Consider the following 17,600-nt stretch of genomic DNA (forward strand, 5'->3'; position numbering starts at 1 on the left):
ACAGCGTCTGCATGCTTCAGGACGATTCCGACAATTTGCTCCACTGGAGAAACCATGCTTGAAACTACTGTTGTCGTCATCGGCGGCGGCGCAACAGGCATAGGAACCCTGCGCGATCTTTGCATGCGCGGCGTTCCTGCCATATTGCTCGAACAGGGCGGCCTGGCCCACGGCACAAGCTCGCGCTTTCATGGCCTGCTGCACAGCGGCGGCCGTTACGCTGTGGGGGATAATGAATCCGCGCGTGAATGTATTGAAGAAAACACGATCGTGCGGCGCATTGGCAGGCAGTGCGTGGAACAAACCGAAGGTTTTTTTGCGCTCACGCCCGAGGACGACCCCGCCTACGTGGATCGCTGGGTTGAGGCCTGTGCCCGAGCGGGCATTGATGCCCCTGAAATTGACGTCAAGGAAGCCCTGCGCCTTGAACCCAACATGTCGCCCGAGGTCAAACGCGTTTTCCGCGTGCCTGACTCCTGCGTGGATGGCTTCCGGCTGGTGCTGCACAACGCCATGTCGGCCAGGCGCCACGGCGGGCAGATGCTCACCTATCATGAAGTGACCGGCATCTGCCAGAAGAACGGCAAGGTCTGCGGCGTCACGGCCATCAACAAAAATACGGGCGAAACCATTGAAATTGCCTGTTCTGTCGTTGTCAACGCCGCTGGCTCGTGGTCTGGTCGCATTGCGGCCCTGGCCGGGCTTGATGTGGCGGTTTCGCCCGATCGCGGTACGCTTGTGGTCTTTAACCACCGCTTCACTTCGCGCGTGGTCAACCGCCTGCACCCCGGCTCGGACGGCGACATCTTTGTGCCGCACGGCTCCATCACCATTCTTGGCACCACGTCCATACCCACCGACAGGCCGGACGACACGACCCCCACCAGCGAGGAAGTGTTGCGCCTGCTCAAAATCGGTGAGCCGCTGTTTCCCGATGTGCGCAGCTACCGAATTTTGCGCGCATTTGCGGGCACACGCCCCCTCTACACGCCGGGCAATACCGCCGGGCGCAAGGCCAGCCGCAACTTCCATGTTATGGACCACGCCGAGCAGGGCCTTGACGGCATGGTTTCCATTTTCGGCGGCAAGCTGACCACCTACCGCCTCATGGGAGAACGCACCGCAGACAAGGTTTGCGCCAAGCTTGGCGTTACCGCCCCCTGCCGCACCGCTGAAGAAGCCATTGTGCCGGATCCGGACGAAGCCACGCTTTCCCGCGCTGCCAAGTACTTTCCCGTGCAGGGCATCCAGCTTATGGCCGACCGCATGGGCGATGACCTGACCCCTGTGATCGAGCGCGCGGAAAAGGCCGATTCCAACCCCCTGCTCTGCGAATGCGAAATGGTCAGCATGGCGGAAATTGAATGCGTGGCGCGCGATGCCTCCACCCATTCGCTTACGGATATCCGCCTGCGCACACGCCTGGGCATGGGCACCTGCCAGGGAACGTTCTGCTCCTTACGGGCAGTTGCCGCGCTTTCAGAACACGATATTCCCCTCGAATTTTCAGCTACCGACAACGTGCGACGCTTCCTTCAGGAGCGCTGGGGCGGTCTGCGCCCTGCCCTGTGGGGCATGCAGGCGCGTGAAATGGAACTTGGCCGCGCCGTATACGCGGGAACACTCAATCTTGATGGAGCCGCCCATGAGCAGGATTGTTGACGTACTGGTGGTCGGCTCCGGCATGGCGGGCCTTGTGGCCGCCCTTGCCGCAGCGGATCAGGGCCGCAGCGTACGGCTGCTCACCACGGGCATGGGTTCGCTGGCTATCAGCGGCGGCTCGGTGGATTTTCTTGGCTATGCGGACGGCAGATTTGCCGCCGACCCGTGGCAGGCACTGGCAATGCTGCCTGAAGACCATCCCTACAGCCTGCTTGGGGCAGAAAGCGTCCGCTCGGCCTTTCAGTTCTTTGCAAATGTGATGGAAGGCCAGCACTGGCCCATGCGCCCCGCCCTCTCGCAGGACGGCACGCCGTGCAACACCCAGCTGCCCACCATCATGGGAACCCTCAAGCCCACCTATCTGCTGCCAGCCAGCCTGCATACCGAGGCGCTCGCCAGCGCCAAAAAGGTACTGGTGCTGAGCGTGCAGGGCCTGCGCGACTGCCGCCCCTCCCTGGTGGTCAGCCAGTTGCGGCGCTACAAAAGCTGGGCCGACAAGGAATTCACCCAGGGGCTTTTGCCCTCGCCCTTTGGCGAAACCCACCGCGCCATATCGGCGCTTGATCTGGCCCGCATGGCGGACAAGCCGCACAGCCGCCGCTGGCTGCTGGATGCACTAGCCCCGCATGCCGGAAAGTACGACCTCATCCTTATCCCGCCGCTCTGCGGCAGCAAGGCCAATCCGGAAATCTGGCAGGCGGTCAATGCCGCTGCGGGCTGCCCGGTGGTGGAAATGCTGTCCATCCCTCCGGGGGTTGGCGGCCTGCGTCTGCGTGATGCCCTGTTGCAGGCCCTGCACAAGCACAACTTTGAACTGGTGGAAAACTGCACTGCGCTGCGCGCCGAAACAAGCGGCAAAACATGCACAGCGCTGGTGGTCGAGGCCTCCGGGCAGGAACGCCACCACGCCGCCCGCGCCTTTGTAACCGCCACCGGCGGCATCCTTGGCGGCGGCATGACGCTTGAACCCGGCCAATGCTGGGATTCCGTGTTCGGCATCGACATCACCGTGCCGCAGGATGTTTCGCAGTGGTCAGAGCCGAAGATTTTTGGCAACCACCTGTTCTCGCGCATGGGTGTGCGCGTTGACCGCACCATGCGCCCTGTTGACGATGCCGCCGTAGTGCGCTGGCAAAACGTCTTTTTCGCCGGGCGCAGCCTTGGCGGATATGATTACGCAACAGAAAAAAGCGGTCACGGCGTTGCCATCGCCACGGGCTGGCAGGCGGGCCTTATGGCCGCCGCAGCCGCCGCTGCCGGGGAAAACCAATGAGCGTGCACATCAATCCAGACAAATGCATAGCCTGCACCACCTGCGTGGTGCACTGCCCCGTGGCGGATGCGACCCCCAAGTTTCTGGGGCCGCGCATGATAGGCCCTGCCTATGAGCGCTTTCGCCTGCTCGGGCTGACGGAAGACCCCTCGCTGCACTACTGCGCCAACTGCAAAAACTGCGATATCTCGTGCCCGCACGGCGTGCCGGTTTCCAGCCTCAACATGATGGCAAGAGCCGACCAGTTCAAGAAGCACTCCCCCGGCCTGCGCGACTGGGTGCTTGGTCACGGCGAGCTCATGGCCAAGTGGTTACGGCTCATTCCGGCGGCGCTCAAGAACTTCGGCATGCTCAATCCCGTTACCCGCATGGTGCTGGATGCGCTGGGCATCGACAAACGCGCGCCCCTGCCCGCCTTTGCGCCCCAGACCTTCCGCCAGCTCATGCGCCATGTGCACCAGCCCGACCACAAACGCAGCGTGGTTTTCTACCCCGGCTGCTACGTGGACGTGTACGACCCACGCACCGGCCTTGATATGGTATGGGCCATGAACCGCGCGGGCTACAAGGTCATTGTGCCCGAAGAACTTGTGTGCTGCGGCCTGCCAATGGTTGCCAACGGCTTCTGGCAGCATGCCCGCTCCAATGCGGAACATAACCTGAAAGCTCTGGGCCAGTGGCGCGATGCAGGGCTACCCGTGGTGACGGGCTGCCCCAGTTGCGCCCTCATGTTCCGGGTAGATCTGCCGGAGTACTTCCCCGATGTGGCGGAAAAGTACGGCGCATGCAGCCTTGCGGACGCGCAGGAATTTCTGCTGGATGCTGTGGACAGCGGCGACCTCTCGCTGAAGGCCGATGGCAAACAGCAAACCCTGCCCGACCTCAAGCTGATCTACCACGCGCCCTGCCATCTGCGGGCACAGGGCAACGGCCTGCCGGGGCTGGAACTGCTGCGCCGCCTTGACGGCGTAACCGTGGAAAATGCTGATGCAGGCTGCTGCGGCATTTCCGGCAGCTATGGCTTTAAAAAGGAAAAATACGACATTGCCCAGACCGTGGGCTCGGAACTGTTCGCCAAGGTACGTGAAAGCGGCGCCCAGGCGGCGGTTTCCGAGTGCGGCACCTGCCGCGTGCAGATCACGCACGGTTCCGGCAAATTCAGCCTGCACCCTGTCACCATTCTGCGGCAGCGGCTCGAAGCCCGCTAGGCTTTGGATTGCGGCAACTATGCCACGCAGTTAAGCGCTTACAACACCCGCTTGGCAGACGGTTCACCGACTGCCAAGCGGGTGTTTGCAAGGTCAACACCTCAGGAAATCAGAAACAGGCTGCAACATTGCCGCGCCGTCTGACGCATATTTTCTGTGCATTGCTCCAGTTGTCCAGACGGTTTGACCAACCCAAAGGATACGCCATGACAGCCCAAAACAGCACCAGAGCATTCTGGAACAGCAGAGCCGAGTCCTTTCCCCGCTATGAATCCGGGGCCGACACCTACGAAGGCCGCATGCTCCAGCTGGCGCGTGACAACGGCGTGGATTTTCGCGGCAAAACGGTTCTGGATGTGGGCTGCGGCAGCGGCATGTACACCATCCGCCTTGCGCAGGAGGCCGCATCGGTCATTGCCGTGGATATATCTGACGAAATGCTCCGCATCCTCATGCAGGATGCCGCCGCGCAGGGCCTTGCCAACATACGGCCCGTGCTTTCAGACTGGGAACACTTTGCCCTTGAGGAACGCTTCCAGATTGTATTTGCTTCCATGACCCCGGCCCTGAGCGATGACGCCGCCCGCGCGAAGCTGCAGCACTACGCTCTGGAGCAGGTGGTCTTTATGGGATTCACCGAGCGCAAGACTTCGGATGTCATGGCCGGGCTGTACACGCACTACGGCATCACGCCGCCGCAGTTCGCCGATGCCCCCGACATGCGTGCATGGCTTGAGGGCCAGCGCATTCAGTATACCGCGCTGCCCGTTGACGGCCAGTGGGTTGTGCCGCACACCCGCGATAAGCTGCTGGGAGCCTGCGCCGCCAACTTGCGCGCCCGTGGCTCTGAGCCGGATATGGCCCATCTGGCCGCGCATCTTGAGGGATTTCGCAACCAGAACGGGGAATACGTGGAACGCACGGAATATTCCCTTGAAATGCTCATCTGGCGTACATCCTGACCACGGCGCTGATCCGCGCAGATACTTCAAAAACTTCTGGCTGCGCGTAAAACTACCATCCCCGCCGCCGAACCACTGCCTGCATTTCTGCCGCATATGCTGCGCATAAGCCATGCGCATTGTCTTGCTCGCTGTATTCTTACGCGGGTTGGATTGTTCACGCTTTGCAGCTTTTACGCCTCCATTCCTATTTTGATACAATTTTGAATCAAATGCTCCCGACTCCGACCATACATATCTTTGCGGCATGCAGGGCTGAGCATACTCGATGAATAAGCCCTTTTGCATTCCTCACTGACAAATCAGTCCGAACGTATACGTTCTTGCCTGAACCGCCACCTTCCTCCCCTCACACTGCCCTCAATTCGCCGCCTTTTTGCTATTCAATCCCCGCCCTTGCCCCATTTGCCTGATGGGCCGGGCTTTCTGCGTTCATGAGCAGCCATCACTGCCCTGCCTGTTTTCCACTGCGCGTCCATCACCGTAGGCCCCAAATACAGCCCATTCTGTCCCCGCACATTCACGCATGGTGATTTCTCTGCAACACGTTCCCAATTTCAAACAAATTTGTATCGTCGATTTACAGCCAAAATTTTTCGTCAAATAAAAACCTATCATTAAACCGAGTTACAGAGAACCGAGTTTTTTATGCACCGTGGGCCATATTAACAATTTTGTATTGATTGTGCATACAGATTATAAAATTAATCAATAATATTATATAGTTAAACTAACGGCACGGTTTCTGCACAAAGAGGGACAAGCGCAACGAGCGCGGGAACATCAAACCCAGAGGGAATCTCATGCGTCAGGTAGCTATTTACGGCAAGGGCGGTATCGGCAAGTCCACCACCACACAGAACCTTAACGCCGGCCTTGGCGAAATGGGCAAGAACATCATGATCGTGGGTTGCGACCCCAAGGCCGACTCCACGCGCCTTATTCTGGGCGGCCTTGCCCAGCAGAGCGTGCTCGATACCCTGCGTGAAGAGGGTGAAGACATCGAGCTGGATCTGGTGCTCAAAAACGGATTCAAGGGCATCCGCTGCGTGGAATCCGGCGGCCCCGAACCGGGCGTTGGCTGTGCCGGGCGCGGCATCATCACCTCCATCGGTCTGCTGGAACGCCTTGGCGCCTACACTGAAGACCTCGACTACGTGTTCTATGACGTTCTGGGCGACGTTGTGTGCGGCGGTTTCGCCATGCCCATCCGTGAAGGCAAGGCTCAGGAAATCTACATCGTGGCCTCGGGCGAAATGATGGCCCTCTACGCCGCCAACAACATCTGCAAGGGTGTCAAAAAGTACGCCAACACCGGCGGCGTGCGCCTTGGCGGCATCATCTGCAACAGCCGCAAGGTTGATGGCGAAGCCGAGCTTGTCTCTGCCGTTGCCAAGGAAATCGGCACCCAGATGATCCACTTTGTGCCGCGCGACAACATGGTGCAGCGCGCCGAAATCAACAAGCAGACCGTTATCGAATTTGACCCCACCTGCGGACAGGCCGACGAATACCGCACCCTGGCGCAGAAGATCGACGGTAACGACATGTTTATCATTCCCAAGCCCCTTTCCCAGGAAAGGCTCGAAGAGCTGCTCATGGAACACGGTTTGATGGACGCCTAAACCAACAGCACGAAACGGAGAACAACAATGCAGATGATTCGCACGATTATTCGGCCTGAGAAGACCACCGAGGTTCTCTCCGAGCTGCTGGCAGCGGGCTTTCCCGCCGTTACCAAGCTTGATGTGGTGGGGCGCGGCAAGCAGAAAGGCATCATGGTGGGCGACATTCAGTACGATGAAATTCCCAAGCAGATGCTCGTGCTTGTGGTCAGCGATGAAGACAAGGACGATGCCATCCGCGTTATCCTGCGCGTGGCAAAAACGGGCGACGGTCACTTTGGCGATGGCAGAATCTTTGTTTCAAGCGTCAGCGAGGCCTGGACCATCAGCAGCGGCAAGTCCGGCCTGTAGGAGGCTCCCATGCAGGAAATAGTTGCAATGGTTCGGGCCAACATGGTGGCGGCTACTAAAAATGCCCTGTCCAAGGCCGGATGCCCCTCATTCTCATGCACCAAGTGCCTGGGACGCGGCAAAAAAGGCATGGATCCCGCCACGCTGCGCATGGTTATGGAAAGCGGCGAGCTGCCGCGCACTCCGGCGGGCGAGTCCCTGACCGAAGTGGGCAGGCTGATCCCCAAGCGGTTGTTCAATATCTGCGTTCCCGATGAAAAGGTCGAAGCTGTGGTCAAGGCCATTATAGAAGCCAACAGCACCGGCCACCCCGGCGATGGAAAGATCTTTGTGATGCCGGTGGAAGAATCCTATGTGGTTCGCACGGGCGAGCGCGCTGACGCATAAGGTAGGTATGTATGAGTATTGACGCCAACGCAGTAGTGCTTGAGCGCTACAACGCCAAGGTCTTCAAGAACCGCAAGGAGCACATGCTCAAGGTCAATCCTGCGGAAGACCAGATTATTATCGCCAACACGCGTGCCATTCCCGGCATCATGACCAACCGGGGCTGCTGTTACGCTGGCTGCAAGGGCGTTGTGCTCGGCCCAATCAAGGATATGGTCCTGATTACCCACGGCCCTGTGGGCTGCGGCTTCTATAGCTGGGGTACGCGCCGCAACAAGGCCAAGGCAGAAGGGGATACCCCCAATTACATCCAGTACTGCTTTACCACAGACATGCAGGAGCCTGATATCGTCTTTGGCGGCACCAAGAAGCTCAAGAAGGCCATTGATGAAATCATGGAGCTTATGCACCCCAAGACCATCATGATCGCCGCCACCTGCCCTGTGGGCCTGATCGGTGACGACATTCAGGCCGTGGCCGCAGAAGCTGAACAAGAATACGGCATCCGCTGCGTGGCATACAGCTGCGAGGGTTACAAGGGCGTAAGCCAGTCGGCGGGCCACCACATCGCCAACAACGGCATCATGAAGCGCGTTATCGGCACAGGCAGTTACGAACCGGCCAGCAAGTATTCGATCAATATTCTTGGCGAATACAACATCGGCGGCGATGGCTGGGAACAGGAACGCATCCTTAAAAAGATCGGTTACGAAGTGGTTTCGGTGTTCACCGGCGATGGCGAAGTGGAACGCATCGCCAGCTCGCACAAGGCCAACCTGAACCTTGTGCAGTGCCACCGCTCCATCAACTACATCGCCGAAATGATGAAGACCAAGTACGGCGTGGACTGGCTCAAGGTCAACTTTATCGGCCTGGAAGGAACGGTTCAGAGCCTGCGCGACATGGCTGCCTACTTTGGCGACCCCGAGCTTGCGCAGCGTACTGAACAGGTTATCGCCGAAGAACTGGCCGAAGTGCAGGATCAGATGGCGGCCTACAAGGCCCGCCTCAACGGCAAGACCGCAGCCCTCTTTGTGGGCGGCAGCCGCTCGCACCACTACCAGGGCCTGTTGCAGGATCTGGGCATCAAGACCGTGCTTGCCGGGTACGAATTCGGCCACCGCGACGACTACGAAGGCCGGGAAATCATCCCCAACATCAAGGACGACGCGGACAGCAAGAACATCGAACACATCACTGTAGAAAAGGACGAGAAGAAGTATCACGCCTACCTTACGCAGGAACAGTACGACAAGCTGGCCGCCGAAATCCCGCTTGAAAAGTACGATGGCATGATACGCGACATGGACGAGGGAACCTACGTGGTTGACGACCTCAACATGTACGAAGCTGAAAAATTTATGGAAATCCTCAAGCCCGACATGTTCTTCTCCGGCATCAAGGACAAGTACGCGCTGCAAAAGGCCGGGACCCTCTCGCGCCAGCTGCACAGCTACGATTACAGCGGGCCTTACGCGGGTTTCAAGGGCGCAACGCAGTTCGGTTACGACCTCTGCATGGGGTACTTCACCCCCGCGTGGCACATGGTAACCCCGCCCTGGAAGAACCGCGCCACCCTGCAAGGAACTGTGGGAGAATAGTATGCTTGACCTCACCCCAAAGACACATGTGAACAGATCGGGCGTTCTTATCAACCCGTGCAAGACCTGTCAGCCGGTGGGTGCGCTGTTTGCCGCCCTGGGCGTGCACAACTGCATGCCTTACAGCCACGGATCGCAGGGTTGTGCTTCTTACCACCGCACCTACCTTACGCGTCACTTCAAGGAACCCGCCATTGCGGTCACCAGTTCCTTTACCGAAGGCGCGTGCGTGTTCGGCGGCGGCCCCAACATCCGTCAGGGCGTCAAGACCACGCTTGAGGTCTACAACCCTGATATTATTGCCGTGCATACCACATGTCTTTCTGAAACCATCGGCGATGACCTCAAGACCTACATCGACGAAATGGAAATTCCGGACGACAAGGTCGTGGTGCACTGCAACACGCCGAGCTACGTTGGCTCGCACGTGACGGGCTTTGGCAACATGATGGCCGGGTTCATCAAATACCTTGCCAGCAAGGGCAAGACCACGGAAACCGTGGCGGTGTTCCCCGGCTTCGTAAACCCCGGCGACATCCGCGAGTACAAGCACCTTGTGAACCTGATGAAGCTCAAGTCCATCATGTTCCCCGATTGCAGCAACGTCATGGATGCGCCCATGACCGGCGAATACAAGATGTACCCCGAGGGCGGCACCACCATTGACGAAATCCGCGCGCTCGGCTCGTGCCGCAAGGTTCTGGCTCTTGGCCGTCTTACCAGCGAGGAACCCGCCGCCCAGCTCAAGCGCAAGTGCGGCGTGAATTTTGACCTGCTGCCCCTGCCCATCGGCCTGGCCGATACCGATGCCTTTATCATGGCCATGGCAAACCTCAACGGCGGCGAAGTTGACCCGCTTATTGACGAAGAACGGGGCCGCCTGCTCGACCTCATGCTGGACGCCAACCCGTACTTCTACGGCAAAAAGGTTGCCGTGTACGGCGACCCCGACACAGTGCTTGGCATGACCCGCTTCTGCCTTGAACTGGGCATGATCCCCAAGTACGTGCTCACTGGTACGCCCGGCGAAACATTCGTCAAGCTGGCCACAGCCATGTTCAAGGAATACGGCAAGGAAGAAGAATGCAAGGCCTATGCGGCCAAGGATCTATTTGACCTGCACCAGTTCATCAAGGAAGAACCCGTGGATCTGCTGCTTGGCAACTCGCACGGCAAGCAGATCGCCAAGGCCGAGGGCATCCCGCTGGTTCGCGCCGGTTTCCCGGTGCTTGACCGCTACGGACACGCCTCGCTGCCCATGGTCGGCTACCGTGGAGCCTTCCAGCTCGCCACCCGGATCGCTGATACGCTCATGGAAGAGTTTGACCGCAACTGCGCTGACGAAGACATGGATCTGATCATGTAAGACGGCTCAAAGCCGCGACAAGGGCCGGGGGGGTATGCCCCCCGCCCTTCCAAGGGGGTTACCATGGCGATGGAAATACTTGAAGAACGCCGCACGTCCATCAAGGAAAAGGGAAACAAGGGCGGAGGCTGCTGTAGCGGCAACGGCCTGCGTTGCGATACGGCCAGCGTGGCCGGTTCCGTGAGCCAGCGGGCCTGCGTGTACTGCGGTGCGCGCGTGGTGTTAAACCCCATTACCGATGCCTTTCATATCGTTCACGGCCCCATCGGCTGCGCCAGCTACACCTGGGATATTCGCGGTAGCCTTACCAGCGGCTCTGAACTGTTCCGCAACAGTTTTTCTACCGACTTGCAGGAAAAAGACATTGTCTTTGGCGGTGCAGAAAAGCTCACCCGCGCCATTGATGAGGCCGTGGCCAACTATTCGCCCAAGCTCATCTTTGTGTACGCCACCTGCATTGTGGGCGTGATCGGCGACGATGTGGAAGCCGTGTGCCGCAATGCGGAAAAAAAGTACGGCATCCGCGTTATCGCTATCAAGGCTCCGGGTTTTTCGGGCACAAAGTCCACGGGCTACCGCATGGCCTGTAATGCTCTGGTGCAGCTCATGGAGCCACACAAGGAACAGCCCAAGGTCAAGGGCGTCAACATTCTGGGCGACTACAACCTTGCGGGCGAAATGTGGATTATACGCAATTACCTGCGCGAAATGGGCATTCCCATTGTTGCCACCCTTACGGGCGACGCCGCGTACGAAACGCTCATCAAGGCCCCGGCTGCACAGCTCAATATTGTGCAGTGCGCTGGCTCCATGATGTATCTGGCCCAGCGCATGGAAGACGAAATGGGCGTTCCCTGGATGCGCGCCAGCTTCTTTGGGGTGGCGGACACCTCCACCGCCCTGCGGCAGGTGGCCGAGCGCCTCAACGACGACTACGCCAAGCGCAAGGCTGAAGCCCTTATTGCCGAGCGCGGCGCAAAGGCTGAAGCTTTTCTTGAACAGTACAAGCCGCACTTTGTGGGCAAAAAGGCCGCCATCTTTGTGGGCGGCGGTTTCAAGGCCATATCGCTCATCCGGCAGTTTAACGAGATGGGCATCGAAACCGTGGTTGTAGGAACCCAGACCGGCAAGCCTGAAGATTATGAAATCATTTCGAGCCTGGTGAACCCCGGCACAGTCATTCTTGACGATGCCAACCCCGCAGAGCTTGAAACCTTCATGAAGCAGAAAGGCGCGGATATTCTGGTGGGCGGCGTCAAGGAACGCCCCCTGGCCTACAAGCTGGGCATAGCCTTTTGCGACCACAACCACGAGCGCAAGCACGCCCTGGGCGGTTTTGAAGGCGTTGAAAACTTCACCCGCGAGGTGAACCTTTCGATCAACAGCCCTGTGTGGCAGTTTACGCGCAGCTCTGCCTCATTTGCCGAGGCAACGCAGGCGCAGGCCAGTTTGGTACGCCAGGCACTGGCCGCAAGAGCAGCACATTTTTAGCACAGCGTAATCGGCTTGCACACAGTTTGCCCGCCGCCGCGGCCACAGGCCGCCTGGAACAAAGGAGAAGACAATGAGCGCCAATCTTGTCAACCTGAATACAAATCCCTGCAAGATGTGCATGCCCATGGGTTCGGTAAGCGCCTTTTACGGCATCAGCAAGAGCATGAGCATTTTGCACGGTTCGCAGGGATGCAGCACCTATATTCGGCGGCACATGGCAACCCACTACAATGAGCCGGTGGATATCGCCTCCTCTTCGCTTACGGAAGAAGGTACGGTCTTCGGCGGAACCAAGAATCTGCTCAAGGGGCTTGAAAACCTCATCAAACTGTACAACCCCGAGGTGATCGGCGTTTCCACCACTTGCCTGGCCGAAACCATCGGCGAGGATGTGCCCGCCATCATCAAGCAATTCAAGGACGAGCACCCGGAAGTGACGGCCACCATCATTCCCGTGTCTTCGCCCGGCTACGGCGGCTCGCAGTACGAAGGATTTTTCCGTGCGCTGCATGCCATTGTGCGCCACGTGCCCATGGATTCCGCGCCCAACAACGTGGTCAACATCATCACCGGGCACCTCTCTGCGGCGGATACCAGAGCGCTCAAGCAGCTGCTTGACGCCAGCGGCCTTGAATACGTGCTGCTGCCCGACCTTTCGCAGAATCTTGATGGCGGGCACGAAGACGACTACAATCGTTTGCCGCAGTACGGCACAACGCTTCCCCGCATCGGCCTCATGGCTGGCGCGCGCATGACCCTCGAACTTGCGCCCTTCTGCCCCGAGGGCTATTCCCCTGGCGTGTACCTGCGCGATACCTACGGCGTGCCGCTCCTGCGCATGAACCTGCCTGTGGGCCTGCGCGATACCGACGCCTTTATAGCCACGCTTGAAGCCCTTGGCGGGACCATCCCCGCCACTGTGCGCGAAGAACGCGCCCGCTACCTTGACGCCATGATTGATGCGCACAAGTATAACGCCCAGAGCCGCGTTGCCGTATTTGGCGAGCCGGACATGGTGCTGGCCCTTGTGCGCGCCTCATGCGAAAACGGAGCCGTCCCTGTGGTGGCCGCCACCGGCAGCCGTTGCGCCGCCTTTGAAAAAACGCTTGCGCCCGATATGGCTCAGGCTACGGAAACGCAGTTCAGCGGCGATTTTGACATCCTCAACTTTGCAGACTTTGCCGGCATTGAAAACGCCCTGCTTGCGCGCAAGGCCAATCTCATGCTGGGCAATTCCGATGGCCGCCGCATTGAAGAACGCCACCACGTTCCGCTGCTGCGCTACGGCTTTCCCATCCATGACAGGGTTGGCGGCCAGCGCACGCGTCTGCTATTTTATGACGGTTCGCTCAGCCTTATGGAAGCAACGGCCAACGCCATGCTGCAGTTTACCGAGAACAGCTTCCGCGAGGAGCTTCTCAACAAATACTTCAAGGAAGAAGCCGCCATGGAAGCTGATGCCTCCCGCATAGAAGTTGTGGCCCCCGCCAGCGAGCCGCTTGTGCCTGTAACTGCCCCTACAGCCGCCCATGCCGCTGGCAGCGCCGCCGCCGTCAATGCGGAGCGCACCAAGTCCCACCCCTGTTTTTCCTGTGGGGCCTGTGCCACCTCGGCGCGTCTGCATCTGCCCATCGCGCCCAAGTGCAACCTGAGCTGCAACTACTGCCTGCGCAAGTACGACTGCGTTAACGAAAGCCGCCCCGGCGTCACCACCGCCGTGCTCACGCCCGCACAGGCTTTTGACCACTTTATGAAAGTAAAGCGCGACATGCCCAATCTTACTGTTGTGGGCATCGCCGGCCCCGGCGACACGCTGGCAAATCCCGAGGAAACCTTCCGCACGCTGGAGATGATCCGCAGGGAAGACCCCAATATCACATTCTGCATGTCCACCAACGGCCTGGCCCTGCCGGAATACGTGGAAGACTTGAAGCGCGTGGGCGTAAGCCACGCCACAGTGACCATCAACGCCGTTGACCCCGCCATTGGCGCGCAGATTTACAAATTCGCCATGTACAGAGGCAAGCGCTACACGGGCGAAACCGCAGCAGCCCTCCTGCTGGCAAACCAGATGGCTGGCCTGCGCGCCCTCTCCCAGGCGGGCATAGTGAGCAAGGTCAACACGGTGCTGCTCAAGGGCATCAACGACGGGCACATCCCGCAGGTGGTGGAAACCGCGCGCGAACTGGGCGCTGTGATGACCAACATCATGCAGCTCATCCCGGTCAAGGGCAGCGTTTTTGAAAACATGCCCCTTGTGAGCAACAAGGAGCTCATGGACATGCGCCGCAGCTGCGAGCCCACGCTCAAGCAGATGTACCACTGCAAGCAGTGCCGCGCCGACGCCGTGGGCCTGCTGGGCGACGACAAGTCCATTGATTACCGCCCGCCCGTGGCCGAAAAGGCCCCCGCTGCCGCTGTGGAAGCCAAGCCCGCCGTGGCCCGCAAGATACGCATTGCCGTGGCTTCCAAGACAGGCATGACCGTTGATCAGCACTTTGGTCAGGCCGAGCAGTTCTACATCTACGAAAGCGACGGCGACGCCGCCAGCTACGTGGAAACCCGCAGTGTCTCCAAATACTGCAACGGCATGGACGACTGCGGCGAAAAGACCGGGCGCATGGCGGGCATTCTGGCCGCCGTGGACGACTGCAAGGGCGTGCTGGCCCTGCGCATAGGCGAAAGCCCGCTGAAAAAGCTTGAGACCAAGGGAATACGCGTGTTCACCCTCTATGAAAATGTGGACAAGGCCGTGAATGACGCCGCCAGGGCGCTCTGCGGATAATTCCGGCCCAATCCATCGGCCCAACCCATCGGCCTGACCGGAGGCAAACCGGTCAGGCCGGGGCACACGCCATCTTTGCCAAGAGGTTATTTCCATGCCGCAACTGGTGGACAGAACGCTCTGCCTGCTCTACCGGGTGCTGCCAGCCGCGCACTCGCAAGAGGAAAGGCAGACCGCAGACGCATTTGCGCTCTGGGCCGGGGAATGGATCGACCTCATGCACCACATGGGTTTTGTGGTCGAAATTCCCCCAGATCTGCAATTTACAGCAGCCAGCGTCAAGGCCCGCCGCACGGGCAAACGCCCGATCCTTAACGGCCCGTGGGCGCGCCTGAGCGGTTGCTGTGACGCTCTCTATACCTTTGAAACGGAATTCTGGCCGCGCTTTGCCGCCATCAAGGATACGGTGGAGTTCTGCCCCGGCGATCACGCGGGCTGCGCCACGGCTCTTGCCGTGCTGTGGCTGCTCAAGGGCGGCCCCCGTGTGGCGGGCTGCATTGGCGGCTCTGCCCTGCACGGCCCAGATGCCGGGCCTGCCCTGGAAGAAGTGGCCATGAGCCTGTACGCCCAGGGTCTGGAAACCGGCCTGACGCATCTGGACAAACTGCCCGAAGCAACCGCCCTGCTCAGGGAGGCGGGCCTGGAAGTTTCCCACCACAAGGCCGTGCTGGGCACGGATATTTTTGCTGTTGAATCCGGCATCCATGTGGATGGCATTGTCAAAAAGCCCTTTCTTTACGAACCATATGCTCCAGCTACTGTGGGGCTTGAACGCCAGATAGTGGTGGGCAAGCACTCAGGGCACGTTTCGTTGCGCATCAAGGCCCGCCAGCTTGGTTTGAACTTGCCGCGCACGGCGGAAGAACATATGCTGGAACTGGTTCAGCAGCTTGCCGAGCGCCAGCAATGCAGCCTGACCGATGCCCAGTTTCTCGACCTGTGTCACGCATGCCATCCCCCCGAATCCTTGTCTCCTGCCCGAACGGACTGTTGCGGTCTTTCGGGCGCAACGGTTTCTGTGGAGGTGGGCCATGCCTGAGATCATTATTGTCGATACCACCCTGCGCGACGGCGAGCAGGCTCCTGGCTTTGCATTCCCCCCTGCCCTGAAAATCCGCCTTGCCGCCATGATGGACGAAGCTGGCGTGGACCAGATCGAGGCGGGCGTTCCCGCCATGGGCGAAAATGAAAAGGCCACCATCCGCTCCATCCGCGAGGCCTGTTCCAACGCCCGCGTTTCCACCTGGAACCGCCTGCGCGAAAGCGACGTGCGCCACTCCTTTGACTGCTCTCCGCATATCATTCATCTATGCTGCCCGGTTTCTGACCGGCAGATCAAGGACAAACTCAAAACCACCCGCGCAGAGGTAATGGCCTCCCTTGCCAAGTGCGCGGCACTCGCCGCAAGCCGTGGTGCGGAAGTGACAGTTGGTTTTGAAGATTCCTCCCACGCATCGCCCGACCAATTGCGCGATGCGGCGAGGGCCGCGCGTCAGTGCGGCGTGGTGCGGGTGAGGCTCAGCGATACCGTGGGCTGTTACACGCCAGACAAGGTCTGGCGGGCCGTGCGCATGCTGCGCGAAGCAGGCGTGGATGTGGAAATCCACGCGCACAACGACTTTGGCATGGCTGTTGCCAATTCGCTCATGGCTGTGAACGCCGGGGCGCGCTACGTCAATACCACGTTGTGGGGCATTGGCGAGAGGGCTGGCAACTGCGGGCTTGCCACCTTTACGGCGGCGGCTGCACGGCTTGGCAATACCTCGTGCGCGGTGGATGCGCGCAAAGCTCTTGAACTGGAGCGCCTTGCGGCCACACTTTTACCGCAAAAATCCATGAACGGCTGGGGCAAGCATTTGGGGTATAGCTACGGCACTCGCCCATTTGGCCTTTAGCGGCACAAGTGTCTTTTGTCCTCTGCCAGCGTTGCGTTAGCCGTTGCGACGCAGAAAGCTACGGATAACGACAGCAACTGGATAGAAAAAATCGGAGCAAGTCCATTGCTGTCGCTGTTGGCAAGCCAGACAAACGAGCGACAACTAGCGCTGACTTCGCCAGCTTTTTCGGTCGAGTACTATAAGAGTACACTCCCTCAAAGCAGGCTTGTATTCCTTGGCAGGGAACAAAATTCATCTTGTGCCAGTATATTCGCAGATACCTGCTCCCAGCCTACGGAGATCGCCATGAAATGCGACTGCATTGCAGTGTTGCAAAATACAGATAATTCAATCACGGCCATGGAAAACTGCACCCACCTTTCCGTCTGGCAGCGCGACTGGAGCACGGGCAAGGGCTGGCATGCCTGTGATCCTGTGCCTTTTTCTCTTGAAGGCTGCGGCACCCTGCCCCAGATACGCGACCAGCTGCGTCAGCTGGCCCTTCTGCTGCCCGCAGAGGCTGCCATAGCCGGGGCCAGCATTTCCGGCCTTGCCTACAATGAACTGAGCCGCATGGGCTTTTGCCTGTGCGAGCTGGACGCATTCTCGCCCGATATTCTGGATGCCCTGGCCAGCGAAATTCTGGCGTCCGCCCAGGGGGAGGCGCAGGTTCCCACCGCACCCACGCCCACAGATACGCCCGGCGTGTACAGCATAAATCTTATGGAAGTGCAGGCAGCACACCCGGAAATTACGTCAAAAAAAGCCCTGCGCCCCTTTTTTGCGTCAACGCCCTTTGTGGAACTGGAACTCATCTGCGGGCACATGCCCCCCTGGCTTGAGGAGCACATGCGCCAGCAGCGCCTGACATGCGCCCTCACCCGACAGGAAGATGGAACTGTCCGGGCCCGTATTTCGCATGCGCTTTGCGGCGAATCCGCGCCAAATGGACGTTAGAGCAGTTCACGGATGAAATGGGTTAACTGCTCTGTAAGGATTTTCCTGAAAA

14 protein-coding genes are annotated in these 17,600 nt (G+C 59.4%); all 14 read left to right on the plus strand.

The window, feature by feature from the left end:
• Positions 1-54: 54 nt before the first annotated feature.
• The 14 genes from glpA (at position 55) to ACUZ9P_RS13345 (ending at position 17,548) form a co-directional block, all read left to right on the plus strand.
• Positions 55-1,662 (plus strand): anaerobic glycerol-3-phosphate dehydrogenase subunit GlpA, encoded by a 1,608-nt coding sequence (gene glpA, locus ACUZ9P_RS13280; protein ID WP_022659264.1) that lies wholly within the window; start codon positions 55-57, stop codon positions 1,660-1,662.
• Positions 1,646-2,935, plus strand: a complete 1,290-nt coding sequence (gene glpB / locus ACUZ9P_RS13285; protein ID WP_449250062.1) for an anaerobic glycerol-3-phosphate dehydrogenase subunit GlpB — start codon at positions 1,646-1,648, stop codon at positions 2,933-2,935. The genes glpA and glpB overlap by 17 nt, the downstream gene beginning before the upstream one ends.
• Positions 2,932-4,143 (plus strand): anaerobic glycerol-3-phosphate dehydrogenase subunit C, encoded by a 1,212-nt coding sequence (locus ACUZ9P_RS13290; RefSeq protein WP_449250063.1) that lies wholly within the window; start codon positions 2,932-2,934, stop codon positions 4,141-4,143. Before glpB ends, ACUZ9P_RS13290 begins: the two co-directional genes overlap by 4 nt.
• Positions 4,144-4,349: 206 nt before the next feature.
• Complete coding sequence (locus ACUZ9P_RS13295) at positions 4,350-5,105, plus strand: class I SAM-dependent methyltransferase (protein WP_449250064.1); 756 nt, start codon at positions 4,350-4,352, stop codon at positions 5,103-5,105.
• Positions 5,106-5,908: 803 nt separating this feature from the next.
• On the plus strand, positions 5,909-6,730 hold the full coding sequence (nifH, locus tag ACUZ9P_RS13300) for a nitrogenase iron protein (protein WP_022659260.1): 822 nt from the start codon (positions 5,909-5,911) through the stop codon (positions 6,728-6,730).
• A 27-nt stretch (positions 6,731-6,757) separates the two neighbouring features.
• Positions 6,758-7,081, plus strand: a complete 324-nt coding sequence (locus tag ACUZ9P_RS13305) for a P-II family nitrogen regulator (protein ID WP_449250065.1) — start codon at positions 6,758-6,760, stop codon at positions 7,079-7,081.
• A 9-nt stretch (positions 7,082-7,090) separates the two neighbouring features.
• The gene (locus tag ACUZ9P_RS13310; protein ID WP_022659258.1) at positions 7,091-7,468 is read left to right on the plus strand and encodes a P-II family nitrogen regulator; all 378 of its coding nucleotides are present in this window, start codon (positions 7,091-7,093) and stop codon (positions 7,466-7,468) included.
• A gap of 11 nt (positions 7,469-7,479) precedes the next feature.
• On the plus strand, positions 7,480-9,069 hold the full coding sequence (gene nifD / locus ACUZ9P_RS13315) for a nitrogenase molybdenum-iron protein alpha chain (protein WP_449250066.1): 1,590 nt from the start codon (positions 7,480-7,482) through the stop codon (positions 9,067-9,069).
• A gap of 1 nt (position 9,070) precedes the next feature.
• Positions 9,071-10,435 (plus strand): nitrogenase component 1, encoded by a 1,365-nt coding sequence (locus tag ACUZ9P_RS13320; RefSeq protein ID WP_449250067.1) that lies wholly within the window; start codon positions 9,071-9,073, stop codon positions 10,433-10,435.
• A 63-nt stretch (positions 10,436-10,498) separates the two neighbouring features.
• The gene (gene nifE, locus ACUZ9P_RS13325; protein ID WP_449250068.1) at positions 10,499-11,926 is read left to right on the plus strand and encodes a nitrogenase iron-molybdenum cofactor biosynthesis protein NifE; all 1,428 of its coding nucleotides are present in this window, start codon (positions 10,499-10,501) and stop codon (positions 11,924-11,926) included.
• Between the two features lie 73 nt (positions 11,927-11,999).
• On the plus strand, positions 12,000-14,714 hold the full coding sequence (gene nifB, locus ACUZ9P_RS13330; protein WP_449250069.1) for a nitrogenase cofactor biosynthesis protein NifB: 2,715 nt from the start codon (positions 12,000-12,002) through the stop codon (positions 14,712-14,714).
• Between the two features lie 94 nt (positions 14,715-14,808).
• The gene (locus ACUZ9P_RS13335) at positions 14,809-15,753 is read left to right on the plus strand and encodes a homocitrate synthase/isopropylmalate synthase family protein (RefSeq protein WP_449250070.1); all 945 of its coding nucleotides are present in this window, start codon (positions 14,809-14,811) and stop codon (positions 15,751-15,753) included.
• Positions 15,746-16,609, plus strand: coding sequence for a homocitrate synthase (locus tag ACUZ9P_RS13340; protein WP_022659252.1), 864 nt, complete (start codon positions 15,746-15,748; stop codon positions 16,607-16,609). The genes ACUZ9P_RS13335 and ACUZ9P_RS13340 overlap by 8 nt, the downstream gene beginning before the upstream one ends.
• A 288-nt stretch (positions 16,610-16,897) precedes the next feature.
• Positions 16,898-17,548 (plus strand): Fe-only nitrogenase accessory AnfO family protein, encoded by a 651-nt coding sequence (locus ACUZ9P_RS13345; RefSeq protein WP_449250071.1) that lies wholly within the window; start codon positions 16,898-16,900, stop codon positions 17,546-17,548.
• Positions 17,549-17,600 lie beyond the last annotated feature (52 nt).

The organism is Desulfovibrio intestinivivus (assembly GCF_053570665.1).